Here is a 26,261-nt window from a genome sequence, read left to right on the forward strand (position 1 = left end):
AGCAGCACCACGAGGGACGTCACCAGCCCGCCCAGGATTACCGCGGCCATCGGCCGGACGATCTCCTGGCCGGCGACGGCGCCGAACAACACGAACGGCGCCACCGCCGCGGCCACGGCCAGCGCGGTGGTCACGATGGGCGCGAGCCGTTCCTGGGTCGTCCTGGAGACGGCTGCCGGATCGGGCTTGCCGTCGGCATCGCGGGCGAGTTCCTCCCACTGCCGGATGAGCACGATGCCCTGCCTGGCAGTGATACCCAGCACGGTGAGCAGCGCCAGCAGCGTGGTCTGGGCAAGCCGGCCCGGACCCACGAGCGCTAACACGATTCCGCCCACCAGGGACGCGAGCAGGGCCACGAACATCAGGGTCGCCAGCCGCCAGCTCGCGAACGCGGCCTGCAGCAGCAGGAAGATCAGGAAGGCCGCGGCAAGGCCGTACAGGATGAGCTGTAGCCGCGCGTCCTGCCGTTCGGCGTAGTCACCGCGCAGCTCGGCGTGGTAGCTGACCGGAAGGTCCAAGGTCGCCATGGCCTGGCGGACGTCGCCGGCGACGGTATCGACGCTCCGGCCACGCACGTCGGCGACCACGTCGACGTAGCGGGACACCGAGTCGTGCCGCAACACGTTCGGCGCCGGCGTGACCCGCACATCGGCGACCTGCTGCAACCGCACGTGCTTGCCGTCCGGGGTGTCGATGATCAGGTTCTGGACGTCGCTCAGGCTCTCCCGGGTGTCCGGCGTGCCCACGACGATCACGTCGAACACCTTCTGCTGTTCGAAGATGCTGCCGACCTGGATTCCCGCGACCAGGGTCGCGGCCGCGCGCCGGACGTCACCGGGTTTGAGGCCGTACTGCTGCGCTCGGGCGAGGTCGACTTCGATCTGCACGGTCTGCTCGACCGGATCCATCCTGAGCTGGGGTTGGGTGATTCCGTCGATGCCGGCGATCTTCCCGCGCAGCTCCTCGCCCTGTTGGCGCAGCAGCTGCAGGTCCTCGCCGTAGAGCCGTACGGAGATGGGGAGGTCGTTGGCCGGGCCGAGGTCGCGCATGCGCTGCTCGGGATAGGCGATCGCCTCGATCTGCGGTCCGGCGCGATCGGAGATCACCCGATGCAGGTCGGAGACCACGCGGTCATAGTCGGCGGCGGACGTCAGGCCCACCCACAGCTCGCCGGAGTTGATCCCGACGACCTGGTCGGAGGTGACAGCTCGGCCTACGTGCGCTCCCACGCTCCGGACGCCATCGACGGCCAGGAGCTCGCGGGTCAGCGTGGCTGTGTTCGCCCGCATCGCGGGTAGCGACGTGCCAGGCGCTGCGTCCCACCGCACCAGCAGATTCCGGTCCTGCCGGGTCGGCATGGTCGAGTCGGCGCCGAGCTGCGGGGCCAGCACGAGCCCCAGGAGCAGCAGGATGCCGATGCCGGCGTAAGCCAGCACCGGGCGGTTCAGCAATCGTGGCAGCGTCTTCTGGTGGCCAGCCCGCAGCCGGCGCACGAGCCAGCGATCGCCGCTGTCCGACCCGGGCGCCGGACGCAGGTAGACGGCCAGCGCAGGGGTGAGGGTCAGCGCGACGACGAACGAGACTCCGACCGCCAGCAGGTACGACATGACGAAGGGGTCGAAGATCGAGCCGGTCACTCCCTTGATCAGCAGCAAGGGCAGGGCTGCGACGGCCAGCACCAGGGTGGCGAACAGCAGCGGACTCCGTAACCGCCCGGCCGCGGCGATGACCCCGGAAGCCGGCTGCCCCTCCGAGGCGTCGCGCCGGTGCTGGAAGGGATCGGAGTTGGTGTCCACCTCGGCGACAGCCTCATCGACTATCACGCCGAGGGCGACCACCAGCCCGGCCAGGACCATGATGTTGAACGTCGTCCCGCGCAGCTGCAGCACCGTCAAGGCCGCAGTCAACGACACCACGATCGTCGACACGCTGATCACCGCGGCTCGCCAGGACCGTGCCAGCGCCGCGAGGACGATGATCACTCCCAGCAGCCCGAGCAGCGCCGCGATGCCGAGGTTGTCCAGAGCGTTCTGCAGGAACGTCGCCGGGCGGTAGACCTGGGTGTCGACGGTGATTCCCCGCATTCCAGGAGCCAGATTCTCCAGAGCATCCTCGACGTCCCGGGTGACCGTGAGCGTGCTGGCGCCGGGGAACTTCTCGATCACCAGCATCAGCTGGGCCTGGTCGCCGGACAGGGCGTCGCCGATCAGCGGCTGATGGTCCTCGGTCACCGAGACGACATCACCCAGGGTGGTGCGGGTTCCCGACTGTCCCTCGAGGCTCACCTTGGCCAGGTCGGCCGGCGTGGTGATGGGCAGGACGTGCTGAATTCCCAATCGCTGCTGGGGGGTGTCGATGAAGCCACCGGTTCCGGGCGTGGATGCCTCGACGAAACTCAGCGGCGACACCCACAGCGAGTTGGCCGTCGTCCTGATCACCTGGCTGAGTGTGACGCCACGATCGGACAGCCGCTGCGGATCCACCTGCACCTGGAGCTGGCGTTCGCGCTGCCCCCAGATGGCGACATTGGCGACGCCGGGCACTCCCATCAGCTTCGGCTTGATCTTCCAGCGCGCAAGCACCGAAAGGTCAATGAGGGAAACGTCTTTCGAGGACAGGCCGACCATCATCGCCCGGCCGGTGGACGACAGCGGCTGGATCATGACCGGCGCCCTGGAGACGTTGGGCAGCGCTCTGGCCTCGGTCAGTCGCTCCTGCACCATCTGCCGGGCCCGCAGCACGTCGGTCCCCTCTTCGAAATACAGCTCGATGGACGACAGGCCCGGTACGGAAAGGGATCGGATCTCATCGAGGAAGGCCACCCCGTTGAGCAGATCCGCCTCCATCGGCGAGGTGATCAACTGTTCGACCTCGACGGCGGACAGCCCCAGAGCCTCGGTCTGGACCTCGACGTAGGGAGCCTTGAACTCCGGAAGCACGTCTACTTGCGCATCGCGCAGCTGGACAAGGCCGAAGGAAAGGATGCTTGCCGCGAGGAGGACGACGACGAGTCGGAATGTCGTGCTGCCGCGAACCAACCATTGAGTCAAGGTGGCCCCCGCTCACCTTAATCCCCATCGGTGGGCAGATCCTCTATGTCGAGGAGCCGATGTATGCAAGCCATCGCGCGTGCGCCAGGACTCGTGCTCGGTAAGATTTCAGACGTCCAAGATCATGTCAATTGCATTTGAAAACCTTGATGAGCGCGTTATAACACTGCCGGTGTCGCAGCCACCCGTCAGGCCTCGGTGATCTAGGAGCGATCGCGGTGCTTGCCTCCGATCTGGCGACCGTAACGGTGTACTCTCTCTCAAATACATTGTCGACAGGTAATCTGTTACCAGCTGTCCGCGCCGATGACGAGAGGTGATCGCCGCCAGCCAGCTTCGCCGGATGGGCGCGCTTCGGCAGCTGCCGGCGCCGTCCGAACAGCCCGGCGTGCGGGCTAGCTGAGCGGGTCGGCCGGCAGGGCCGAGGAGATGAGCGCGCGGACAGCCGCGGCGTCCGGGAGGTCGAGGGCTGACTGCGCGACGGCGCGGCAGCGGTCCAGGTCGAGCCCGCGAACCCGCGCCTTCACCGCGGGCACCGACGGGGCAGACACGCTCAGCTCCCGCGCTCCGAGCCCGAGCAGGACGGGGATCGCGAGCTCGTCGGCCGCCGCCTCGCCACAGACCGCTACCGGAACGTGGCCGGCCGCGGCGCGGCAGACGTGCCTGATCAGGGTGAGGACGCCGGGATCCAGCGGGTCGGCGAGGGCCGCGACCGCGGCGTTCCCCCGCTCTGCCGCCAGTGCGTACTGGGTCAGGTCGTTCGTGCCGATGCTGAGAAAGTCCAGGCATTCCAGGAAGCTGGCGATCTTGAGCGCGGCGGCCGGAACCTCGACCATCATGCCGACCCGCAGCCCGTCGGGCAGGCCACCCGGCCCCGCGGCGTCCTCCAGCACCCGGCGGGCATCGCGCAGCTCGGACACCGTGCTGATCATGGGGAACAGCACGTTGATGGGCGCCTGCCTGGCGACCTCGCAGAACGCCGCAAGCTGCTCGAACAACAGCTCCCGCCGCGCCAGGCTGAGCCGGATTCCGCGCTGCCCCAGATACGGGTTGTCCTCGGTTGGCAGCGGCAGGTAGCTCACCGGCTTGTCCGCGCCGGCATCCAGGGTCCGCAGCGTGATCCGCAGGCCCGGCATGGCCCGGGCGATCGCGAGGTACTCGGCGGCCTGCTCGTCCCGGTCGGGGGCCGCGTCGCGGTGGAGGAACAGGAACTCGGTGCGTACCAGGCCCGCGCCATCGGCGCCGCGGTCCGCAGCGGCCCGCGCGTCCGCCTGCGACCCCAGGTTGGCGGCCACCTCGATGCGTACGCCATCGGTGGTGCACGCGGGGCCGGCCGCCGCGGCCCGCTCCGTGCTCGAACGAATTGCTCGCTCGGCGGCCCGTTGGCGAAACAGCGCGATGATGGCTTCCGGCGGGTCGAGCACCAGCTCACCGGTGGCGCCGTCGATGGCCAGCAGGCTGCCCTCGGGCAGCTCCAGCACGCCGGGACCCGCGCCGACCACGGCCGGGATCCCGCGGGCGCGCGCGAGGATGGCGGCGTGCGAGCTGGGGCTGCCGAAGGCCAGCACGATGCCGTGCAGCGCATCGCCGTCGAGCTCGGTGACCTGGCCGGGAGTCAGCTCGGCGGCGACCAGGATGCCGGGCCCGCTCAGGGTGGCCGCCGTCGTGCCGGTGAGCGCGGCGAGCACCTGCGCGCCCACGGCGCGGACGTCCTCGGCCCTGGCGCGCAGGTACGCGTCGGGCAACCGCGACCATTGCTGCTCCACGACCGCCACCGCGCCCGTCCAGGCCGCGACCGCGTCGGCGCCGGAATCGAGGCGCACCTTGACGTCGGCGAGCAGTTCCTCGTCCGCCAGCAGCAGCAGATGGGCATCGAAGATGCCGGCCTGCTGCGGTCCCGCCTGCTGGGCGAGCGCGCGGTACCGCTCGATCTCGCGCCGGACGGTTGCCGTCGCCGCCGTCACCCGGCGCCATTCCTGCGCCGGGCTGCCGGGCTCGGCGGGTTCTGCCGCGGCTTGTCCTCCCGCGGTCCGGTTACCCGGGGCCGATTCCGGTCCACCAGCCCGGCCGAGCGGCCGTACCGGACCGATGGCGATACCGGGCGAGGCGGGGAGCGGGCCTGGGCCGTCCCGCTGGACCAGCGCCGGCGCGGGACCCTCGTCCACCGGTTCGTCGAACCGGCGCTCGGCAAGCGCGAGCAGGCGTTCGACCGCCTCGGACGCCTGCCGCCCGGAGGCGAGCACCGCCACCCGGTGGCCGTGCAGGGCGCCGAGGGTGGCCACCCTGGTGAGGCTGCCTGCCGGAACCGGCCCGCCGCCCGTGCTCAGATTGCGCAGCCGCACCCGGGCGTCCAGGCCGTGCATCGCGCCGACCAGCCGCGCGGCCGGCCGGGCGTGCAAGCCATGCCGGTTGGCGACGGTGAACTCGGCCACCAGCTCGGCCGGCTCCTCCTCGGCCGGCTCCTGGTCAGCCGGTGGCGGCGCCTCGCTGGCCGGGTCCGCCAGCTGCGCGGCCTTGGCCAGCAGCGCGTTCTGCGCCTCGGCCGCGACCGCCTGGCGATCGGCCCCGCCGGCAGCGGTCACGGCCGCCGCGACCAGCCCTTCGACCAGCGGCGCGGGCGACAGGACGACCCGGTCGGCCATCGAGGGGTCCTCGAGCAGCTCCAGCGCCAGCTCGGCGCTGAGCACAGCGCTGCCGAGATCCATCAGCACCACGGCGCCCGCCGGCCCGGCCACCTCCTCGATGGCCTCCTTGATGCTCAGGGCATCGGTGCCCAGCGTCAGCTCGTCCAGGCCGGCGGCGACCGCGATCGGCACCGGGCTGCCGTGCAGCATCTGCGACGCGAGGGTGACCGCGGCCTGGGCCAGCGCCCGGCTGTGCGAGACGACGACGAGCCCGACCAGGTCGCGCGCGTCCGCAGTCACAGTGGCGCCCGCAGCGCCGCCGTGAGAAACAGGGCCACGGTGGTCGCGCCCGGATCCTGGTGGCCGACGCTGCGCTCGCCCAGGTAGCTCGCGCGGCCCTTGCGCGCCAACATCGGGATGGTCGCGTCCCGGCCCTGCTCGGCCGCGGACACCGCCCGGCGCAACGCCTCGGCGTGGTCGGCGCCCTCGGCCGCAGCCGACTCCAGCGCCGCGACGGCCGGCGCCAGCGCATCCAGCATGGTCTTGTCGCCGGGCTCGGCCTTGCCGCGGGCGACGATCCCGTCCAGGCCCGCGCGCAGCCCGGCGGCGAGCTGGGCCGGCGAGATCTCGGTGCTGTCGCCGAGCGCCGAGCCGATCCTGAGGAACATGGTGCCGAACAGCGGCCCGCTGGCCCCGCCGACCGTGGAGACCACCGTCATGCCGAGCTTGCTGAACAGCGCCTTGGCGGTGGCAGGTGGCGACTCGTCCAGCGCGGCGACGGCGGCCCGCATCCCGCGATCCATGTTCGCGCCGTGGTCGCCGTCGCCGATCGCGGCATCGAGGTCGCTCAGGCTGTCCTTGTGCTCGGCGACGAGCTCCGCGAAGGCACGTATCCAGCTGTCCAGACCGGCGATCGAGACCGTGTCGTCCACGTATCAGCCGCCCCAGCTCAGCAGCGGCGTCTGCACGGGGGCATCCCAGAGCGAGAGCAGCTCATCGTCGACCCGGAGCAGGGTCACCGACGTGCCGGCCATGTCGAGCGAGGTGATGTAGGAGCCCACCAGCGAACGTGCCACCCGCACATCGTGGGCGGCCAGGATCCGGTTCACCTCGTTGAACATGAGGTAAAGCTCGATCAGCGGGGTGCCGCCGAGCCCGTTGACGAACGCGATCACCTGATCGCCGCGGCTGAACGGCAGGTCGGCCAGCACCGGCTCGACCAGCATCGCGGCGATCTCCCGGGCCGGCGCCAGCGGCACCCGCTGACGACCCGGCTCGCCGTGGATCCCGACGCCGAGCTCCATCTCGTCCTCGCCGAGCTCGAAGGTGGGCTTGCCGGCGGCAGGCACGGTGCACGAGGTGAGCGCCAGCCCCATGCTGCGGCCGTTGGCATTGACCCGGCGGGCGATCTCGGCGACCTGCTCCAGCGGCCGGCCCTGCTCGGCGGCCGCCCCGGCGATCTTCTCCAGCAGCACGGTGACCCCGACCCCTCGCCGGCCTGCGGTCCAGGTGCTGTCCTGGACGGCGACGTCGTCGTCGGTCACCACCGACAGGACCCGGGTGTCACCCTCGGCGGCAGCGAGCTCGGCTGCCATCTCGAAGTTCAGGACGTCGCCGGTGTAGTTCTTGACCACGTGCAGCACGCCCGCGCCGCCGTCGATGAGCCTGGTGGCGGCCAGGATCTGGTCGGGCACCGGCGAGGTGAACACCTCGCCGGCACAGGCGGCGTCCAACATGCCCGGTCCCACGAAGCCGGCATGCAGTGGCTCGTGCCCGGACCCGCCGCCGGAGAGGATGCCCACCTTGCCGGAGCGCGGCGCGTCGGCGCGGTAGATGACCCGGTGCTGGTGGTCGACCTTGAGGCTCGGGTGCGCCGCCTCGATGCCCAGCAGCGCTTCGGCGACGACCGAATTCGGATCGTTGATGAGTTTCTTCATGCCTGATCGTCTCCTAGTCGCCTCGACGCTACGGCGTTGCGCGGGCCGTGCCAACCTCGCTGCGGCTGCCGACGTCGACGGCCTCGCTGTCGTCGGCCGCCTCGCTGGCGGGCTGGCTCGCCGCGCGCCGGCTGTGCCGGTCCGACGGCAACGCCAGGGTAGCGGCCCCGAGGACGAAGGCCCCGGCGCCGAGCAGCAGGTAGTAGTTCGGCAACCAGGCGGTGTCATTGGCCACCGACCCGCCGACCAGGTTGCCGACCACGCCACCCGCGCCCTGGAAGACGTTGGCCAGGCCGAAGATCAGCGTCGCCTGCGTCACCGTGGAGACCCGGCCGACGTAGGCCGGCACCAGGCCGTAGATCGGGTAGAAGCTCAGCCCGAACAGCAGCGCCGCGGCGAACGGCATCCAGCCGGACTGCGCGCCGTGCAACAGCAGGCAGCTGGCGAGGAACATGCCGTAGCACAGGGTCAGCGTGCGCCGCAGTCCCAGCACGTCGCCGAGCCGGCCCACGGCGAAGCCGGCCACCGCGCCGACGACGGCGATCGTCATCCAGACCGCGGAGGAGTACTCGATGCTCTGGCCGCCGTGGTCACGCAACAGCGGCGCCAGGAAGTTCTGGAACGACATGAAGGAGAAGCCGTTCATGAACTTGATGATCCAGATGCCGACCATCCAGACGCTGAGGAAGGCGATCCCGGCCGCCAGCGAGCGCTGCGGACGCGGGCGGTCGGCAGCAGCCCTGCCGGCGACTCCTGATCCCTCCGAGTCGGGGAGGTCGGAGAACAGCCCCAGCCGGGAGAACAGCCGGCAGGCGATCAGGATGAGCACCAGGGACACCCCGGCCACCGCGAACCACACCGCCCGCCAGCCCACGGTGTGGGTCAGGACCGGGATGATCGCGGCCGAGACGAACACCCCGTAGGTCGTGCCGCTGGAGATGATGCCGAGCGCCGTGCCACGCCGGTTCGCCCCGATCAGCCGCGGCACGATCTCGACGATCGGCACGTACACCGACGCCGAGGTGCCGGCCGCCACTGCCAGACAGAGGGTGAGCACCACGGTGCTGCTGGTCAGGCCTACGCCGACCAGGCACAGCGTGCACAGCACCGCCGAGCCGACCACCACCACCGCGCCGTTGAACCGGTGGCTCAACCAGGTGGCGGCGAAGGCGAACACGATGAACAGGAACTGCCCGATTCCGGTGATCTGGCCGGCGGTGGCATAGGAGAAGCCGAGATCGTCCGACATCGTCGGCAGCAGCTGGCTGAAGACGTAGATGCCGAAGCCGTAGGTCACTCCCACGAATCCGGCGATGAGCAGGATCGCCGACCATCGCTGAGCGGACGTAGGTGACGTCATAGGTGCGCCTTCCGAGCCGGTGCTGTCAGTCGAGCGCGGTTCGGACCGCGCGGTGCAGGAAGAAGCCGGAGTCGTCGGCCGCATCGATCGGTCGCTGGTCGCCGAAGGAGTCGATGTGGCCGAAGCCTGCGCTGCGCAGATCATCGCGCAGCTGGGCGAAGCGCAGCGACTCGACGGTCAGGGTCCGGAAGAACCCGTCGGCGTACTGGTAACCGAAGCTGGTCGTGTCGACGTCGCTGGCCACCAGGGACACCTTGACATTGCCGGAGTACACGCTTCGCCCGGGCGGCATGGCCTGGTGGTCGACGATGTAGTCGAAGTTGCGGTGATCTACCAGCAGCACGCCGCCGACGCACAGCAGGTCGTGGATCCGGCGCAGCACGGCCCGTCGCTGATCGGTGCGGGCGTGCGGCAGTGAGCTGCCCAGGCAGACCACGGCGTCATAGCGGGGCGCCGACAGCGGCCTGAGGCCCTCCCAGGACATCTGCTCGATCCGGATGCCGTCGCCGTATCCCGCCAGGTTCGCCCGGGCCCGGTCCACCATCTCCGCGCTGCCGTCGGTGGCATCGACCTGGTACCCCACCGTGCGGAAGTGGGCCGCGTGGAACCCGGTGCCGCAGGCGATGTCGAGCAGGGCCCGGCCCGGGGAGGGACCGGTGATGATCCGGTCCAGGAAATCGCCTTCGACCTCCAGCCGCCGCTGCCAGTCCACCAGCTCGTCCCAGCGGGCGGCGAAGCCCTGCCCGTACTGATCGGTCATCACCCGTGCGGTCATGCCGCGCTCCTGGCCAGCTGGAGCGCGCTGAACGCATCGTGCATCTCGTGCGCGCGCTGCCAGGCCGTCGACGGCTCGATCGGATCGTGGTTGACCTTGAAGTGCCGTTCGAGGATCTCCAACTTGTCGGCCCGGATGGTGGCGGCGCCGGTGGCCGGGTCGATGGCCTGCACCCCGTCGGCGTACTGGCCCTGCTGGTTGATCGAGATCGCCTCGGCCTCGGTGAGGCCTTCAGGCAGGCTCAGTTCGAAGCCGGATCGGCTGGCCAGCACCGGATATCCACCGGGCAGGCCGCCCGGCGCGGGCGCGTGCACCAGGCGCGGCCGGTCGCTCAGGAACGCGCGCAGCACCGACAGCACCGACGAGGCGGTCAGCGACTGGCCGTCGATGCCGCCGGTGCGCCTGCAGAACGTGGACACCCCGAGCTGGATCGCCTCCAGCTGCTCGCTGATGTCGAGGATCCGCCCGCCGTGCCTGATCTCCACCGCCGCGGGGGCGTCACCCGCATCGCCGGCGCGCGGCAGGCGATGGCTGTAGTAGTGCTGGGCCACCAGCCGCACCTGCAGCTCGCCGGCTGGCAGCCCCAGCACCTTCGATGCCGACCAGGTCAGGGCCGGCACCACGTTGGCCACGTTGCCGCCGCCGATCGTCGGGGCGAGGCCGGACGGCGTCAGCACCGGGCCGACCGCGTCCGGGAAGGCGCAGTTGACCACCACCGGCGAGCCGCCGTGCGCGCGCACCGCCTCGCCGAGCGCCCGGGCCGGGGCCAGATGCATCGGCAGCCATGGGCCGAACTGGGCCTCGTCCAGCTCCTGGTACAGCGCGCTCGGAAGCTCGGTCAACCGCCGCCAGGACTGGACGGAGGCGCAGTTGACCACCATGGTCGGCTCGAAGCGGTCCAGGACGTCCACCGCGGAGGCAGTGTCCTCCAGATCCAGCACGTGCCCGCTGACCTCACCGGGATAGCCATGGTTCATCGCGGTGAACCTCAACAGGTTCGAGTCCCGCACGCTGAGTTCGTCCGACCGGGACGTGACGCCGATCGCGTCGATCCGTGGGTCCAGGACGAGAGCATTGGCGATCTTCTTCCCCAGGTCGCCGTAGCCCACGATCAGGATGCGGGACTGGGACGTCGGGCTGAGCTGCTGCATGACGGTGCTCCTTCTCCCCGTGCTGGACGGCGATGCCGCCCGCTCGGTCAGCGCGGGTAGGCGCCGTTGTCGACGGGTAGGACCTTGCCGGTCAGGTTGCGGCTGGCGGGCGAGATCAGGAATTCGATGACCTCGGCCACCGAGTCGGCGTCGAGGCGGGTGGTGAGCTGTTCCTGGCGGGCATACTCGGCGTGGCGGTACTCCGGGATCCGCTGCTCGATGGCGGTGCCGCGGACCAGCCCCGGCGAGACGCAGTTGACCCGCACCCACGGGGCATAGTTCATCGCCTGGGACTTGGTGAGACCGATCACCGCGGCCTTGGAGGAGCCGTAGACGGCGTCGGAGCTGCCGATCTCGCCGGCGGTGGAGGACAGGTTGACCACACAGCCGGGCTCACCCCGCTCGACCAGCGGGGTGGCGTAGGCCTGGGTGAGCAGCATCGGCGCCAGCACGTTCACCCAGTAGTCGCGCTCGATCGTCGGCACGTCGTAGGTGTGCAGCGGATTGCCGCGGTACATCCCGGCGTTGTTCACCAGCGCGGCGGGCCGGTCGAGCTTGCCCAACGCCTGGCACACCTGCTCGACCCCCCGATGGCCGGACAGGTCGGCGCACACCGTCCAGGGCACGGCTGGGAGCTCGCTGGCGAGGGACTCCAGCCCGTCGCCGTCCATATCGACGAGCAGCAACTCATAGCCCAGGCCGGCCAGCCGGAGCGCCAGAGCCCGGCCGATGCCGTTCGCGGCGCCGGTCACGACGCAGGTCCGGCCGCCGCCCGGCGGGGTGCCTTCGGTCATCTCGATACCGCCTTCGCAGAAATTCTTTCCTGTAGGCATGCGTAGATCTCGCGGGCTTCGGCAAGGACGCCGTCGAGCTCGGCCGGCGCCACCCAGCCGTCCGGGACGCTGGCGGCTCGCCCGAATCCCCGGCTCTGCGCCACGTCGACATGCCATCCGGCCCACTTGGCCCAGTCCGGGTTCATGTCGGCCGGCCAGCTGAGGTGCCGCTCGTCGAAGGACAGCCCGGCGAACCGGCACAGCTCGCCGATGGCCTCGACCGGCTCGGCGTTCAACCGCTCCGAGTCGACCACCAGCAGCCTGCAGCCGGCCGCATCGAGGTGGCGGTACCACCGCCACAGGTCGGCATACCCGAGGTTCTTGGCAGTGACCTGGCCGCGCAGCTTCAGATTGCTGTAGAGGGTCTCGCGCGGGTCGCGTACCAGGATGACGTGATGACCGTCCAGCCAGCGCGGGTCGGCACACAGCTCGTCGATCGCGTGGTAAGGAAAGTCCTTGTGCATCAGGGGTTGTTCGGTCGCCTGCAGCAGGACCGCGGCGGCTTCGGCATAGGTCAGGCCGCGGTCGCCCTCGAGTTGGGCATGGTCGATGGGCTCGGCGCGCCGATGGATGTAGTAGTAGTCGGCCAGCACCTCGTGGTGGGTGAGCACGTCGCCCCGGTTCTGGAAGTAGCGTTCCAGAGCGGTCGAGCGCGAGCGGGGATGGCTCCACAGTGACAGCCTCATGCCGCGTGCACCCCTCCGATCAACTTCAGGTGCGACGAGCTGGCCTCCGCCAGGGTCTGGAGGAATTGCGGGATCGCCCAGAACTGGTCGGGTGGCAGGTTGCGGTTGAACAGCGGGCGGATCAGCTCGTGGGTGGCGGTGATCCCCACAGCGTCCACCTCGTCGAGCAGGCCGGGCTGTCCCCGGAATACCCCTGCGGTGTCTACGCATTCGAGCGCTACGTAGGTCTCCGGCTTGATCGTGTAGGCCACCGGCTTGTCCAGTGTCGCGGTGAGGTGCAGGCACTCCTCCGCAGCGCCGGGATCGACCCGCACGCTCGACAGCAGGATGGAGCTGCGGGGCTCGATCTCGCCGACGAGCTCCGCGCCCCGCCGGGCCAGCACCGCCTCGGCCAGCCGGATGCTGCGGATGTCGAGCGGCGCGGGCCCGCTGAAGGCCCGGACGGCATCGCCCACCCGGCCGGTCATGTGCGTGACCACCGTGCGGACCCGGTCGTTCTCCGATCCGCTCAGCCGGCCGCGACCGGCGGCGACCGCCACGGCGAAGGTCTCGAACTGCGCCAGGCTGAAGCTCAACGTGCCGTTGACCGACACCCCGCACCCGACCAGGTGCTCGATGGCGCGGTAGCCCTCCTGGGAGCCGGGCACCTTCACCATCACGTTGTCGGCCAGGGCGGCCAGCCGCAGGCCCTCGTCCACGATTGCCCGGGTGTCGAAGGTGTGCGCGGGAGACACCTGTGCCGAGACCCACCCGTACCGGCCGTCGGAGGCGCGGTGCAGCGCGCTCATGGCTTCGGCCGCCGAGGCGATGTGCGTGTGATAGCAGGTGTCGCGGTTCGCCGCCGAGCGCGGGACGCTGGCCGGCGTGCGCTGGCGGACCACTGCGTCGTACTCCTCGATGAGGATCGGATTGGTGGTCACGCCGGTGAGCTGGGCGGCCAGCTGGCCAGAGCCCGCAGCCGACTCGCCGTAGTGGCCCAGGGTGTCGGCGACCGCATCGCAGGCCAGCGTGTCCGGGGCATGGATCCGGGGGTGGCTGTCGAGCCAGAACTCGACCGCCGGATTGCTGGCTCGGGCCGTCCGGATCTGCTCGGCGAGGCTGGCGTGGCCACCGGCCGGTCCGGCCGCCTGGTGGGCCTTCCGGCTCGGCGCCGCACCCGAGGCGTCGGGCAGCAGCGGCCGCATCCGGCGCAGCGCCCTGCTCGGGGAACCCTGCTGTGCACGCTGGGAGAGATGGCGGGTCATACAGCGGCTCCTTGGGTGGCGAGGGTGGTGAGGAGAAGGCAGGTCTGCCGGTGGCTGCGGCTCCGGGCCACCGCCATCGGATGGGTCGGGATCGTCTCCTCCCGGGCGTAGTGCAGGACGCGCATGCCGGCCGCGTGGGCGGCGCGGATGCCGGCGTCGCTGTCCTCGACCGCGATGCAGTGCTCGGCGGGCACCCCGAGGCCGGCCGCTGCCTCCAGGTACACGGTGGGTTCGGGCTTCCAGGACTGCAGGTCGTAGGCGCTGACGTAGGAGCTGGCCGAGCTGGCATCCAGCCCGGCGCAGTCGAGGCCCTCGCTGATCTTCCATCCGGGGGCGTTGGAGACGATCGAGTACGGCACCTCGATCCGGTCGAGCAGCTCCTGGGCATGTGGCTCCGGCCGCAGCTCGCGGCGGTAGGCGGCGGAGACCCGGGCCCGATAGTCGGGCACAAACGCTTCCGGCGAGCCTGCCAACGGCAGCGCCGCGAACAGCTCCGCCACCCAGGTCGCGACCTGACGGCCGCGCAGCAGGGTCAGCGCTTCGGCGGCGCCGAATTCGATGCCCTGCTCCAGCAGCATCGCCGTGAGGACCGATGCAGACAACGACTCGCTGTCGACCAGGACGCCGTCGCAATCCAGGCAGACACCCCGCACCGGCGCGGCTGTGGGAAGTGGCTGCAGGACGCCGGTCTCTCGGAGCATTTAAACATGTAATCGTACATAGGGTGTTTTCTAGATAAAGTTTGATCGTGTAGACAAGGTGCATTAAATGAAACAAGGTGCACCCGCGCCATTGCCCTGATGAGCGCCCGGCGGCCGCCAGCTGGGGTGTGCAGCGCGGCGCCGGATGTCCCACAGTCAAGCGCATCCAAACGATGGTGACTGCAAGCATCTTGAGCTGAGCTGTTCGCAAGTGGCGCAACTGCGCGTACTGAGATTGATCGCCCTGGTGCCCGTCTTCGACGAGCCGGTGTAGCCATGCCGCTCCCTCTCCAGAGGCAGGATGCGCAGGTGGTCTTGTAGGCCGCTCAGTGGCAATGACTGCATTGATGCTAGGTAGAAATGCACGCAAGTAACCGGGCGCGCCGGCCCGCATGCCCTGATCACCACTTCTTACGTCCCTGCAGCGGTGGCACCCGGCTGGGCCGGGCCGAACTCGCGTATCAAACGCCGCCGCCGGCCGGCTCTAACTGCGGAGAAGAGGACATCGTGGCCGCCACCGCGCGGACGCGCGAGGCAGCGCGTTCGCTCCGTCCGGCCGAAGGGTTGGCGAGTGAAGGCGTACGTTGCTGTGCTGCGCATAGCGGACTACCGGCTGCTCTGGACCGGATTGGTGATCAACCTGTTGGGTGACGGCGCCACCTTCACCGCGCTGGCCTGGATCACCGTGGAGCGCGCGGGCGCCGGTGGGCTCGGCGTGCTCGGCGTCTGCCTCACCCTGCCCGTGATCGCGGGCGGCGCGGTGATCGGTCCGCTGCTCGACCGGTTCTCCCGGCGCAAGCTGCTCATCTACGACTCGGTGTTCCGCGGGCTGGTGGTGGCGCTGATCCCGCTGGTGTCCGCGCTCGGCTGGTTGCAGATGTGGCAGCTCTACGCGGTGGCGCTGCTGTACGGGCTGCTGAAGATAATCCCGCTGGCCGGCACTCCGGCGGTCATTCCCGAACTGGTGCCCGAGGGGGAGCTGCAGGCCGCGTTCGGGCTGGAGGCCACCGCGATGGGTGCGGCCAACGTGGCCGGGCCGGCGATCGGCGCGCTGCTGATCACCCTGATCGGCTCGGAGAACGTGCTGCTGCTCGATGCCGTCACCTACCTGGCGTTCGCGTTCCTGATCAGCCGGATCTCCGCGCCCCTGAACCGTCCGCCCCGCGTCGAGAACAGCGGTTCCAAGCGCGCGGCGGGCTGGCAGCCGGTGTTCGACATGATCGTGCACGACAAGTTCCTGTTGCTGCTCACCCTGTCCTTCGCCTCGTTCAACATCTCTGTCGGCGCGCTGCTGGTCGCCCTGCCCTGGCTGGCCAAGTTCGAGTTCGCCAGCGGCCCGGGCGTGCTGGGCCTGCTGCTGGCCGTCTTCGCCGCGGCGGAGTTGGTCGGCTCGCTGGTCGCCGGCGCGTGGAAGACCTCGGAGAGGCAGATGCTGCGGATCGGCCAGCTCCAGATCATCTCCGGCGGCCTGCTGCTGCTGCTGGTGGCCAAGAACCTGCCGGTGATCCTGCTCGGCCTGCTGCTGACCGGCATCCTGTCCGCTCCGATGACGGTGATGGGCGGTGTCGTCCGGATGACGCGCACCCCCATCGAGATGCGTGGCCGCGCCATGACGTTGATGCGCTCCACGATGGCCGGCATGCTGCCGGTCGGCGCGGCGATCGCCGGCATCCTGCTCAGCGGCAACCACTACACCGAGCTGGTCGTGGTGATGACCGTCCTGGCCGCCGCGCCGGGCTTCTTCACCCTGCTGACCTTCCGCAACCTCCCGTTCCGGCTGGGGGTGAGCGCCGATGCCGACCGCAGGCCGGCCACCGTCGAGCCCTGAGCCGGTGGAGCTGATTCCCGACCATCCTCGCTCCGCCACCCGGTCCGGCGCCGGTGGCCTGGCCTGGGTGGCCGCGCCCGCCGATGGCCACGATCCGGTCGCCGTCCTCGCCGCGTTCCTGGTGGTGCTGCACAAGCACACCGGCCAGGCCGAGCTGCTGCTCGACGTGGAGCTGGCCGGCCGGACGGTCGCGCTGGCGGTGACCGTCGACCCGGACGCGACCGGAGCGCGGCTGCTGGCCACCGCGTCGCACGGACCGGCCCGGCACGGGCCCGTCCGGTTCACCGACCGGGCGACGCCGCCCGAGGACGCCGATCTGGTGCTCAGCAGCGCCGGAGCAGAGCTGCGGGTGGGCTACCGGGTCGGGCTGTTCGAACCCGGCACCGCGACGCGGCTGGCCGAGCAGGTCCGCCGGGCGCTGGGCCAGCGGCAGCGTCCGGTGCGGGCGGTGGACCTGGTCGCCGAGGACGAGCGGGCGCTGATCCTCGGCCGGTTCAACGACACCGCCCGGCCGTACCCGCGGGACACCCCCGTCCACCGGTTGTTCGAGGAGCAGGCCCGCCAGGCGCCGGACGCGCTCGCCCTGACCTGGCGCGGCCAGCGGTTGACCTACCGGCAACTCGATGACCGCGCGGATGGTCTGTGCCACGCGTTGCGGGCGGCCGGCGTGCGTCCCGGCGGCCTGGTCGCGCTGCGCACCGGCCGCACGCCGGACCTGGTGGTCAGCACGCTCGCGATCCTCAAGGCCGGGGCGGCGTACCTGCCGATCGATCCGGATTACCCACCAGGACGGGTGGAATTCCTGCTCACCGACTCCGGCGCCCGGGTGCTGGTCACCGATTCGCCGCTCGACTTCGCCTTCGCCGGCACGGTGCTGGACCCCGGGGCCACCGCGCCCGCGCAGCCGCCGGTGACGCTCGGCCTGCCGACCGACCTGGCAGTGGCCTTCCTGTGTTACACCTCGGGCACGACCGGCCAGCCCAAAGGCGTCCGGGTGACCCACCGCAATGTGGTGCGGCTGGTGCGCGGGGTCGAGTACTCCGACCTCGGGCCGCACACCCGCATTCTGCCCACCGGCTCGATCTCCTTCGATGCCAGCACATTCGAGCTGTGGGCGGCGATGCTCAACGGCGGCAGCCTGCACCTGGTCGACAACGACGTGGTGCTCAGCGCCCGGGCGCTCAGCGCGGAGCTCGCCGCGCAGCGGATCACCACGCTGTGGCTGACCTCCCCGTTGTTCAACCAGCTCGTCGAGCAGGACGCAGGAGTCTTCCGTCCGCTGCGTGAGCTGTTCACCGGCGGCGATGTGCTGTCACCGGCGCATGTCGCCAAGGCGCTGGCCGCGTGCCCCGAGCTGATCCTGATCAACGCCTACGGCCCGACCGAGAACGGCACGTATTCCACGACCCATCGGATCGAACGGGAGGGCCAGCGGTGGTCCGAGCTGGCCGGCATTCCGATCGGTCGGCCGATCGCGAACTCCACGGCCTACGTGCTCGACCCCGATGGCGGCCTGTGCCCGATCGGCATGCCCGGTGAGCTGTGCTTCGGCGGGGACGGGGTGGCCGCCGGCTACCTGGACCGTCCCGAGCTGACCGCGGAGAAGTTCGTCGCCGACCCGTTCACCGGTGGCCGGATGTATCGCAGCGGCGATCTGGGCCGGTTCCGGCCCGACGGCGTTCTGGAGTTCCTCGGCCGCCGTGACCAGCAGGTCAAGGTGCGGGGTTTCCGGATCGAGCTGGGCGAGGTGGAGAACGTGATGCTCGCCCACCCGGACGTCGCCGAAGCGGTGGTGACAGCACGCAGCCGTCCCAGCGGCGCCGACAAGTACCTGTGCGGCTATTACGTGGCACGCCGGCCGGTCACCGATCTCCGCGCGCACCTGGAGCGGATGCTGCCGTCACACGCGGTGCCGGCCTATCTGATCGAGCTGGCCGAGCTGCCGCTGCACCACAGCGGCAAGCTCGACCGCAGCCGGCTTCCCGACCCGGACGGCTCGCAGCTGCTGGCCGGTGTCGAGCACGTGGCGCCGCGCACCGATCTGGAGCGGGTTCTGGTGGAGCTGGCCGAGGATGCGCTGGGCATGGCGGGCATCGGCCTGCGCCACGATCTGCGCGATCTCGGTTCGGACTCCCTGACCGCGACGCTGATCGCCGGCGGGGTGGCCGAGCGGCTGGGGCGGCAGCTGCCGGTGAGCGCGGTGCTGCGCAGCGGTTCGCTGGCCCGGCTCGCCGAGCTGGTGAGCCAGGCCGAGCCCGCTGTCACCCGGGGGATACCGCGGGCCGTCGATGCTGCCAGCTACCCGCTGACGCCCCAGCAGCGCCAGCTCTATCTCGAACAATTCAAGGATCCGGGCGCGGTGCATTACAACGTGCTGGTCTCCTTCGACCTGCCCGCGGACACCGACCCGGCCCGGCTGACCGAGGCGCTGGGCCGGCTCGCCGAGCGCCATGATGCGCTGCGCACCTGCTTCGTCCTGGACGGCGAGGAGGTACGCCAGCGGATCGAGCCCCGGATCAGCCTGCCGGTAAGGGTGATCGATGAGCCGGCCACACCGTTCCAGGCGAGCGTCGAGCCGTTCGCCCTCGACACGGCGCCGCTCTGGCGGGCCGAGCTGCGGCGTGCCAAGGAGCGACTGCGGCTGCGGTTGGACCTGCATCACCTGATCGTCGACGGGTACTCGCTGCACATCCTGCTGACCGACCTGGCAACGCTCTACGAGGGCCGGCAGGCGCCGGAGCCGCCCGTGCGCTACCGGGACTACGCCACCTGGCTGGCCGGACCGGCTGGCGCCGCGGTGGCCGAGGAGCACCGCGGCCACTGGCAGCGGGTGTTCCAGACACCACCGGTCCGCGCGGACCTGCCGCTGTCGGCGCCGCGCCCGCAGCTGCGCCCGCTGGCGGGCGATGTGCTGGAGTTCGATCTCGGCCGCGAGCGGGCGGGCGCGCTGCGCCAGCTGGCCCGGAGCCAGGATGTTCCGCTGTTCGCGGTGCTCGCCGCTGCGCACGGCATCCTGCTGGCCAGGCTGACCCGGTCCTGCGATGTGGTGCTCGGCACGCCGGTGTCCGGACGCACCGCGCCAGGCCTGCACCGCACCGTCGGCATGCTCGCCAACACCGTCTGCCTGCGTACCACGGCAGATCCTGAGCTGGCCTTCGCCGGCTACCTGCGCCAGGTCGCCGACACCGCAGAGGAGGCCTTTGCACATCAGGACTTTCCGTTCTCCGAGGTGGTCGCAATGGCGGCGCCGGGCCGGGACTACAGCCGCACCCCGCTGTTCGACGCGCTGATCGCGCTGCACAGCGGCCGCTACTTGCACGTCGACTTCGCCGGCCGCGGCGTCGAGGTCCGCCTGGAGCCGACCGGTCAGAGCGCGTTCGACCTGAACATGCAGATCTACGAGGTGGGAGACACGCTGCGGGTGAGCTGGCACTACTCCAGCGCCTTGCTGCGCCGCGCCGATGTCGAGCAGTGGCGCGAGAGCTTCCTGCACATCCTCGACACCGTGCAGGCCGATCCGGCCACACCGGTCGGAGCATTCACCGCCTCGGCGCATGCCGCCGCCCTGGACTTCGACCTGTGACCACTGACCTGTGACCACTGACCTGTGACCACTCCGCGAACCGTTGCCCCACGAGCCGTATAGGACCTTCCATGCCGTACACCACCACCGTTCTGCCGACGACGAGCTTCCCCGCCGATTTCGCGCCGGGCGCCGAGCACGCCGCAGAGCACCCGGCTGAGTTCCACCTGCTCCGGTTGCCGGCCGAGCTCAGCGCACGGCTGGAACGGATCAGCCGGGGCCAGGCCGAGATGCTGGAGTTGGTGCTGGCGGCCGTCGCGATCGCGCTGCTCGGCCGCTACACCCGCGAGGACGAGGTGTCGGTGGGGCTGCCGAACGGCCTGCTGCTGCGCGCGGAGCCGACCGGCAGCCTGCGGGAGCTGCTCGGCCGGGTCGCCGCAACGGCCAGCGAGGCGCTGACCGCCGGGGAGGTGCTGACCGCCGGCCCCGGCCGGGTTGCTGACGTCCTGGTCGATCATGCGGCCGCGCCGCCGGCCGGCCCTGCTGGAGCCGGCGTCCGGTTCACCGCCTTCGACGAGAACGCCGCGCTGGCGGTGGCCGTGAGCTACGACAGCTCCCGCTACGCCGAGACCAGCATCGGCTGGATCGCCCGGCAGTTCGAGTTGCTGCTCGACGCTGCCACCGCCGAACCCGACCGGCCGGTCAGCGAATTCCCGTTGAGCACCACCGAGGACGCTGCGATCATCGCGGCGAGCAACGCCACCGAGCGGGACTTCGACTCCGCGGCCACCATCCATGGCCTGTTCGCCCGGCAGGCCCGCGCGACTCCGGACGCGCCGGCGCTGCTCAGCTCCGCGGGCGTGCTGAGCTACGCCGCCCTGGACGCCCGCTCCAACCAGCTGGCGCACACCCTTCGCGAGCACGGCGTCGGGCCGGACGTCGTGGTCGCGCTGCTGGCCGAGCGCTCCGTCGAGATGATCGTCGCGATCCTGGCGGTGCTGAAGGCCGGCGGCGCCTACCTGCCGGTCGACCCGTCCTATCCACCGGCGCGGATCAGCTACCTGCTCAGCGACAGCCAGGCCGGGCTGGTGCTCACGCAGGCCCGGTTCAGCGACCTCGCCAGCGCTGCCGAGCAGGCGCCGGTGCTCGATCTCGACGACCCGGCCAGCTACCGCGACGACACCGGGCCGGTGGCGGGCTCGGGCGACGCCGGCGATCTGGCCTACGTGATCTACACCTCGGGCTCGACCGGTGCTCCGAAGGGGGTGCTGGTGGAGCACCGCAGCGTGGTGAACCGGTTGTCATGGATGCAGAACGCATACCCGATCGGGCCCGGTGATGTGCTGCTGCAGAAGACCTCGATCTCCTTCGACGTGTCGGTCTGGGAGCTGTTCTGGTGGTCGTTCACCGGCGCGGCGCTGGCGCTGCCCGATCCCGGCGCGGAGAAGGACCCGGCGCTGCTGACCGCCGCGATCGAACGCTACCGGGTGACCACGGCGCACTTCGTGCCGTCGATGCTGACGATGTTCGGAGTCTGGGCCGAGCGAGCCGCCGCGTCGCCACGATTGGCCAGCCTGCGCCGGGTCTTCGCCAGCGGCGAGGCGCTCACGCCCGGCCAGGCCGCCCAGTTCGCGCGGCTGCTCGACGGCGCGGAGCTGATCAACCTGTACGGCCCGACCGAGGCGACCGTGGACGTCAGCCACCAGCCGACCCAGGAGTTGCAGGGACTGGCCCGGCTCCCGATCGGCAAGCCCATCGACAACATTCGCCTGTACGTGCTGGACGAACGGGGCTGCCAGACGCCGGTCGGGGTGCCCGGTGAGCTGCACATCGCCGGCGTCGGCCTGGCCCGCGGCTACCTCAACCGGCCGGAGCTGACGGCGGAGCGGTTCGTCGACGGCGCCGAGGTGGGCGAGCAGCGGCTGTACCGCACCGGCGACCTGGCGCGGTGGCTGCCCGATGGCAGGCTCGACTACCTGGGCCGGGTGGACCTGCAGGTCAAGGTGCGCGGGTTCCGGGTCGAGCCCGGCGGGATCGAGGAGCGGTTGCGGGCTCACCCCGCCGTGTCAGCCGCCGCCGTGGTCGCCGTCGACGATGGCTGGCAGACCTCGCTGCGGGCCTTCGTGGTGCTGCGCGAGCAGGCCTCGGAGTCCGCTCTGAAGCAGCACCTGCGCCAGACGCTGCCCGAACACGAGGTGCCCGGCCGGATCCTGGTCCTGCCAGAATTGCCCCTGCTGGCCAATGGAAAGCTGGATCGTGCCTTCCTCGCCGGCCCGGACGCGCTGCGGGTCAAGGCCAACTCACACGTCGAGCCACGGACCCCGGTGGAACACGTGCTGGCGGCGATCTGGCGCGAGGTGCTCGGCAAGGACCGGATCGGCGTGCACGACAACTTCTTCGCCCTGGGTGGCAACTCCATCCACTTCGTTCCGGTGCTGGCCAAGTCACGCGCCGCGGGCCTGGATTTCACCTTCGCCCAGCTGTTCCGGTCCCAGACGATCGCCGCGCTCGCCGCGAGCATCGAGACCACCGCGGCGGATGAGCAGTCCGACGTGGCCGCCCGCGGCGGCTTCGGGCCGTTCGAGCTGATCTCTGCCGAGGACCGGGCGAAGCTGCCGGCCGACGCCGAGGATGCCTACCCGTTGTCGATGCTGCAGTCGGGCCTGATCTTCCAGACCGAGATCACCGGTGGCCTTGGCCAGTACCACGATGTGCTCAGCTACTCGATCAGTGGATCCCTTGACGTGGCAGCCTTCACCGAGGCGGTGCGGCTGCTGACCCTGCGCCACCCGATCCTGCGCACCACCTACCACCTGACCGGCTACAGCGAGTTTCTCCAGGTGGTGCACCGGCAGGTGCGTCCACCGCTGTCGGTGGCCGACCTGCGGGAGCTGGACGAGCAGGCACAGGCGGACTGGCACGAGCGGTGGCTGGCGGCGGAGAAGGCTCGCCGGTTCGACTGGGAGCAGGGCGAGCTGGTGACGCTGCACGTGCAGATCCTCAGCGACGAGCTCTACCGCTACACCGTCAGCCAGCACAACTCGGCCCTGGACGGCTGGAGCATCAGCTTGCTGCACACCCAGCTGTTCCAGCTGTACTACCAGCTGCGGGAGAGCACCCAGACCGATCCGGGGGATCTGGTTCCCGCGGTGGACAACCACCTGCGCAACTTCGTCGGCCTGGAGCGTGAGGCGCTGCGCTCGACGGAGTCCAGGGACTTCTGGCTACGGGTCCTGGACGGCGCAGGGTCGACCAACGTGCCCCGCAGGCCCGGCGCCGTGGACACCGACGACTTCCGGGTGGTGATGCGTGACGTGGCACTGCCCCGCGGGCTCACCCAGCGGATCAGCGAGTTGGCCGATTCGCTGTCGGTGCCGTTCAAGGACGTGCTACTGGCCGCTCATGTCAAGGTGCTCGGCCTGGTGTCCGGGCGGCCGGAGGTCACCACCGGCTATGAGCACAGCGGCCGGCCGGAGCTGCCGGGTGCTGAGACCACCCTTGGCCTGCACCTCAACAGCCTGCCGTTCCGGATCAAGCTGGGGGAGGACGGCCAGGAGCCCGCACAGTCCTGGGCCGACCTGATCAGGCAGGTGTACCAGGCGGAGCTGGACCTGCTGCCGCACCGGCGTTATCCGATGGCCAAGATGAAGCAGGACCTGGGCACCCAACGGGTGCTGTTCGACACCACGTTCAACTTCACCCACTTCTACCTGCTGAAGAACCTCAAGCTGCTGCCGGAGTTCTCGCTGCTGGAGATGCGGGTGGATTCGGAGACCGAGTTCGTCTTCCGGACCGAGTTCTCCCGGCACTTCTTCGACGACGAGCTGCGGCTGTGCCTGCACTATCACAGCCACCTCTACGACCAGGCTCAGATCGACCGCATCGGCGGGTACTTCGTCCGGGTGCTGGAGTTGATGGCCGACGAGCCCACCGCCGCGCACACCGCCCGACCGCTGCTGGCATCCGAGGACCTGGCGCTGATCGCCAGCGCCGAGAGCACTGCTCCGGTGACCGCGGCTCCAGCCGACGAGCCGTCGCAGGCGGCAGCGCCATCGCAATCGACGATCGACACCATCGCCGCGGTATGGGCCCGGGTGCTCGACCTGCCCGCCGAGGAGATCGGGGACTCCGGCGACTTCTTCGAGCTCGGTGGCAACTCGCTGTCGGCCCTGCGGGTGGTGCTGGAGCTCGACAACCTGGTGAGCCTGACCGATCTCACCCGGCATCCGCGGCTGGGCGAGCTGGCCGGAGTGGCCGACCGGCGTCAGCGTCGCCGGGACGAGTTGCTGCACCTTCTGTCGCCGACCGCCGCCGGGGCGCGCTGCGCGCTGATCTGCGTTCCCTACCCGTGCGGGCATCCGATCAACTTCAAGCCACTGGCCGACTCGGTGGCACGGCTCACCGACGAGGTCGCGGTCTGGGGGGTGGAGCTGCCCGGCCACGGCCCGGCCTCCGATGGCGAGTTCGTGGACATCGCCGAGGCGGCGCGCCGGGTGGTCGAGGAGATCGGCGTCCTCGGAGGCGCCGACCTGCCGGTCATCCTCTGGGGCCACTGCGGTGGCGCCGCGATCACGGTCGAGCTGGCCCGGCTGCTGGAAGAGCGGGGCGCCGACCTGCGGCAGGTGTTTCTCGGCTCCAAGCTGCTGCCGCCGGCGTCGGAGATGCAGGACAACATCGATGTGCTGGAGACCTGGAGCGACTCACAGATCATCAGCTACATGGTGACCGAGACCGGCTACACCGACCTCGACGGCCTGGATCGCGAGCACACCGAGTTCATGGGCCGGATCTTCCGCCACGACGTCGGGGGCGGGTACCGCTACCTCATCGACGCCGTGCAGGACGGCCCGGCCTGGAAGCTGGCCACGCCGGTCACCGTGGTGGTGGCAGATGACGATCCCGGGCTGGCCCGGGCGGGCGAGGAGTACGCCGGCTGGCGGCTGCTGGCCTCCGACGTCCGGTTCTGCCGGATGCCCGCGGGTGGCCACTACTTCGTCCGCACCAACCCTGAGGGCACCGCCGACCTGATCCTGCGGGCCTGGGCGCCGAGCGACCTGGAGGCCTGAGGTGTCCGAGATTCCGGTGCTGTGCTTTCCGTTCGCCGGAGCGGGCGCCTCGGCGTTCCGCCGTGCCCAGGAGTACGGCAGCGACACCGTCCGGATCTGCCCGCTGCAGCTGCCCGGCCGGGAGGAGCGCTTCGACGAGCAGCCGTTCACCGACGTCCCGGCCGCGGTGGAGGACCTGCTGCCGTTCGCGCTCGACCTGGTGGCCGGCAGCCCGGTCGTCGCGGTGTTCGGGCACAGCCTGGGCGCGGTGCTGGCGTATGAGATGGCGCACCGGCTGCGCCGGCTTCCCCGGCCGGAGCTGGTGCGGGTGTTCGTCAGCGGCTCGCCGGGGCCGTGGACCCGCCGGGAGATTCGCGCGACCGGCATGAGCGATGAGGACTTCCTGCGCCAGGTCCGCGGCTTCGCCGGCTACACCCATCCCGCGCTGGAGCATCCGGAGCTGCGCGAGATGCTGCTGCCCGCGCTGCGTGCGGACGTGGAGATGCACGAGAACTACCTTGCCGCATCGAGTGAGTCGCTCGACGTGCCGATCACATCGATCCGCGGCGCCGAGGACGAGCTGGTGTCAGCGGAGCAGGCGGCCGAGTGGAAGGCGGCCACCACCGCCGGGTGCGACCTGCGAGAGGTGCCCGGCAACCACATGTATCTCATCGACTCGCCGGCCGAGCTGGTCCGGTTGATGGCCGCGGAGCTGGCGCCGAAGGCGATGCGGTGAGTGTCGCGGCGTCGCCGTCGCACGCCTGGATCGCTGATCAGCGGCTGGCGGGCAAGGCGGTTCTGGTGACCGGCGCCGCGCGCGGCATCGGCCGATGCTGCGCGCTCGCCTTCGCCCGTGCCGGCGCCGACCTGCTGCTGCTGGACATCGGTCACGACCTGGCCGGGGTGCCCTATCCGCTGGGCACCGGAAGCCAGCTCGAGCACACCGCCCAGCTGTGCCGGGAGGTAGGCGGCCCGGCGGCCATCGTGCTCACCGTCGAGGCCGACGTGCGCGACCTGGACGCGGTCCGCGGCGCCGTCGAGGTCGCCCTCGCCCGGTTCGGCCGGATCGACGTGGTGCTCAACAACGCCGGCATCGCCGCGCCGTCGGGCAAGGCGGTGCACGACATCGAGGCCGACGAGTGGGAGTTGATGCTCGATGTCGATGTCTCCGGGGCGTGGCGGATGATCCGGTCGGTCGGACGGGTGATGAGCCACCAGCGCTCCGGCAGCATCATCAACGTCGCCTCGACCGCGGGCCTGGTCGGCTACCGGAACTTCGCCGGCTACGTCACCGCCAAGCACGCGTTGGTGGGCCTGTCGAAGGCGGCGGCGCTGGATCTGGCGCCGTTCAAGGTGCGGGTCAACGCGCTGTGCCCGGGCTCCGTCCGCGACGATCCGGCGGTGGAGGGCCGGATGCTCAGCGAGATAGCGCGGTCGCTGGACGTCGCGGTGGACGAGCACGAGCAGACCTTCGTCACCGCCCAGCCGATGAACGCCCTGATCG

General features: G+C 70.6%; 16 protein-coding genes. 5 read left to right on the forward strand and 11 right to left on the reverse strand.

Annotation, left to right across the window (positions count from 1 at the left end; all coding sequences use genetic code 11):
• From VF612_RS10970 to VF612_RS11020, 11 genes are all read right to left on the reverse strand, one after another.
• The coding region (locus VF612_RS10970) for an efflux RND transporter permease subunit (protein WP_408659889.1) at positions 1–3,050 on the reverse strand (3,050 nt) is incomplete at its 3' end.
• A 395-nt stretch (positions 3,051–3,445) separates the two neighbouring features.
• Positions 3,446–5,974 carry a phosphoenolpyruvate--protein phosphotransferase gene (gene ptsP / locus VF612_RS10975; protein ID WP_408659890.1) on the reverse strand — a complete coding sequence of 843 codons (2,529 nt, stop codon included), beginning with the start codon at positions 5,972–5,974 and terminating at the stop codon, positions 3,446–3,448.
• Positions 5,971–6,606, reverse strand: coding sequence for a dihydroxyacetone kinase subunit DhaL (gene dhaL / locus VF612_RS10980; RefSeq protein ID WP_408659891.1), 636 nt, complete (start codon positions 6,604–6,606; stop codon positions 5,971–5,973). The genes ptsP and dhaL overlap by 4 nt, the downstream gene beginning before the upstream one ends.
• Positions 6,607–6,609: 3 nt before the next feature.
• On the reverse strand, positions 6,610–7,611 hold the full coding sequence (gene dhaK, locus VF612_RS10985) for a dihydroxyacetone kinase subunit DhaK (RefSeq protein ID WP_408659892.1): 1,002 nt from the start codon (positions 7,609–7,611) through the stop codon (positions 6,610–6,612).
• Between the two features lie 28 nt (positions 7,612–7,639).
• On the reverse strand, positions 7,640–8,971 hold the full coding sequence (locus VF612_RS10990) for an MFS transporter (protein ID WP_408659893.1): 1,332 nt from the start codon (positions 8,969–8,971) through the stop codon (positions 7,640–7,642).
• Positions 8,972–8,996: 25 nt separating this feature from the next.
• Complete coding sequence (locus VF612_RS10995; protein ID WP_408659894.1) at positions 8,997–9,746, reverse strand: class I SAM-dependent methyltransferase; 750 nt, start codon at positions 9,744–9,746, stop codon at positions 8,997–8,999.
• Positions 9,743–10,897, reverse strand: a complete 1,155-nt coding sequence (locus tag VF612_RS11000; protein ID WP_408659895.1) for a hypothetical protein — start codon at positions 10,895–10,897, stop codon at positions 9,743–9,745. Before VF612_RS11000 ends, VF612_RS10995 begins: the two co-directional genes overlap by 4 nt.
• Before the next feature lie 47 nt (positions 10,898–10,944).
• Positions 10,945–11,691 carry an SDR family NAD(P)-dependent oxidoreductase gene (locus VF612_RS11005; RefSeq protein WP_408659896.1) on the reverse strand — a complete coding sequence of 249 codons (747 nt, stop codon included), beginning with the start codon at positions 11,689–11,691 and terminating at the stop codon, positions 10,945–10,947.
• Positions 11,688–12,416: a hypothetical protein gene (locus VF612_RS11010; protein WP_408659897.1), complete on the reverse strand. Its 729-nt coding sequence runs from the start codon at positions 12,414–12,416 to the stop codon at positions 11,688–11,690. The genes VF612_RS11005 and VF612_RS11010 overlap by 4 nt, the downstream gene beginning before the upstream one ends.
• Positions 12,413–13,660, reverse strand: a complete 1,248-nt coding sequence (locus VF612_RS11015; RefSeq protein ID WP_408659898.1) for a transaldolase family protein — start codon at positions 13,658–13,660, stop codon at positions 12,413–12,415. The genes VF612_RS11010 and VF612_RS11015 overlap by 4 nt, the downstream gene beginning before the upstream one ends.
• Complete coding sequence (locus VF612_RS11020) at positions 13,657–14,361, reverse strand: HAD family hydrolase (protein WP_408659899.1); 705 nt, start codon at positions 14,359–14,361, stop codon at positions 13,657–13,659. The genes VF612_RS11015 and VF612_RS11020 overlap by 4 nt, the downstream gene beginning before the upstream one ends.
• A gap of 571 nt (positions 14,362–14,932) precedes the next feature.
• Here VF612_RS11020 and VF612_RS11025 point away from each other — a divergent pair.
• The 5 genes from VF612_RS11025 to VF612_RS11045 form a co-directional block, all read left to right on the forward strand.
• Complete coding sequence (locus VF612_RS11025) at positions 14,933–16,189, forward strand: MFS transporter (protein WP_408659900.1); 1,257 nt, start codon at positions 14,933–14,935, stop codon at positions 16,187–16,189.
• The gene (locus tag VF612_RS11030; RefSeq protein WP_408659901.1) at positions 16,155–19,772 is read left to right on the forward strand and encodes an amino acid adenylation domain-containing protein; all 3,618 of its coding nucleotides are present in this window, start codon (positions 16,155–16,157) and stop codon (positions 19,770–19,772) included. The genes VF612_RS11025 and VF612_RS11030 overlap by 35 nt, the downstream gene beginning before the upstream one ends.
• Before the next feature lie 71 nt (positions 19,773–19,843).
• Complete coding sequence (locus VF612_RS11035; RefSeq protein ID WP_408659902.1) at positions 19,844–24,778, forward strand: amino acid adenylation domain-containing protein; 4,935 nt, start codon at positions 19,844–19,846, stop codon at positions 24,776–24,778.
• A 1-nt stretch (position 24,779) separates the two neighbouring features.
• On the forward strand, positions 24,780–25,493 hold the full coding sequence (locus VF612_RS11040) for a thioesterase II family protein (protein ID WP_408659903.1): 714 nt from the start codon (positions 24,780–24,782) through the stop codon (positions 25,491–25,493).
• On the forward strand, positions 25,490–26,261 hold a 772-nt coding region (locus VF612_RS11045; protein ID WP_408659904.1), incomplete at its 3' end, for an SDR family NAD(P)-dependent oxidoreductase. The genes VF612_RS11040 and VF612_RS11045, both read left to right, overlap by 4 nt.

Source organism: Jatrophihabitans sp., assembly GCF_036388195.1.
GTDB lineage: Bacteria > Actinomycetota > Actinomycetes > Mycobacteriales > Jatrophihabitantaceae > Jatrophihabitans_A.

Excerpts from the sequence above, each read along its gene's own strand:
- VF612_RS10995 (WP_408659894.1), bottom strand. The coding sequence starts at position 9,746 with ATGACCGCACGGGTGATGACCGATCAGTACGGGCAGGGCTTCGCCGCC.
- VF612_RS11010 (WP_408659897.1), bottom strand. The coding sequence starts at position 12,416 with ATGAGGCTGTCACTGTGGAGCCATCCCCGCTCGCGCTCGACCGCTCTG.
- VF612_RS11005 (WP_408659896.1), bottom strand. The coding sequence starts at position 11,691 with ATGACCGAAGGCACCCCGCCGGGCGGCGGCCGGACCTGCGTCGTGACC.
- VF612_RS11035 (WP_408659902.1), top strand. The coding sequence starts at position 19,844 with ATGCCGTACACCACCACCGTTCTGCCGACGACGAGCTTCCCCGCCGAT.
- VF612_RS11015 (WP_408659898.1), bottom strand. The coding sequence starts at position 13,660 with ATGACCCGCCATCTCTCCCAGCGTGCACAGCAGGGTTCCCCGAGCAGG.
- VF612_RS11000 (WP_408659895.1), bottom strand. The coding sequence starts at position 10,897 with ATGCAGCAGCTCAGCCCGACGTCCCAGTCCCGCATCCTGATCGTGGGC.
- VF612_RS11030 (WP_408659901.1), top strand. The coding sequence starts at position 16,155 with ATGCCGACCGCAGGCCGGCCACCGTCGAGCCCTGAGCCGGTGGAGCTG.
- dhaK (WP_408659892.1), bottom strand. The coding sequence starts at position 7,611 with ATGAAGAAACTCATCAACGATCCGAATTCGGTCGTCGCCGAAGCGCTG.
- VF612_RS10990 (WP_408659893.1), bottom strand. The coding sequence starts at position 8,971 with ATGACGTCACCTACGTCCGCTCAGCGATGGTCGGCGATCCTGCTCATC.
- VF612_RS11020 (WP_408659899.1), bottom strand. The coding sequence starts at position 14,361 with ATGCTCCGAGAGACCGGCGTCCTGCAGCCACTTCCCACAGCCGCGCCG.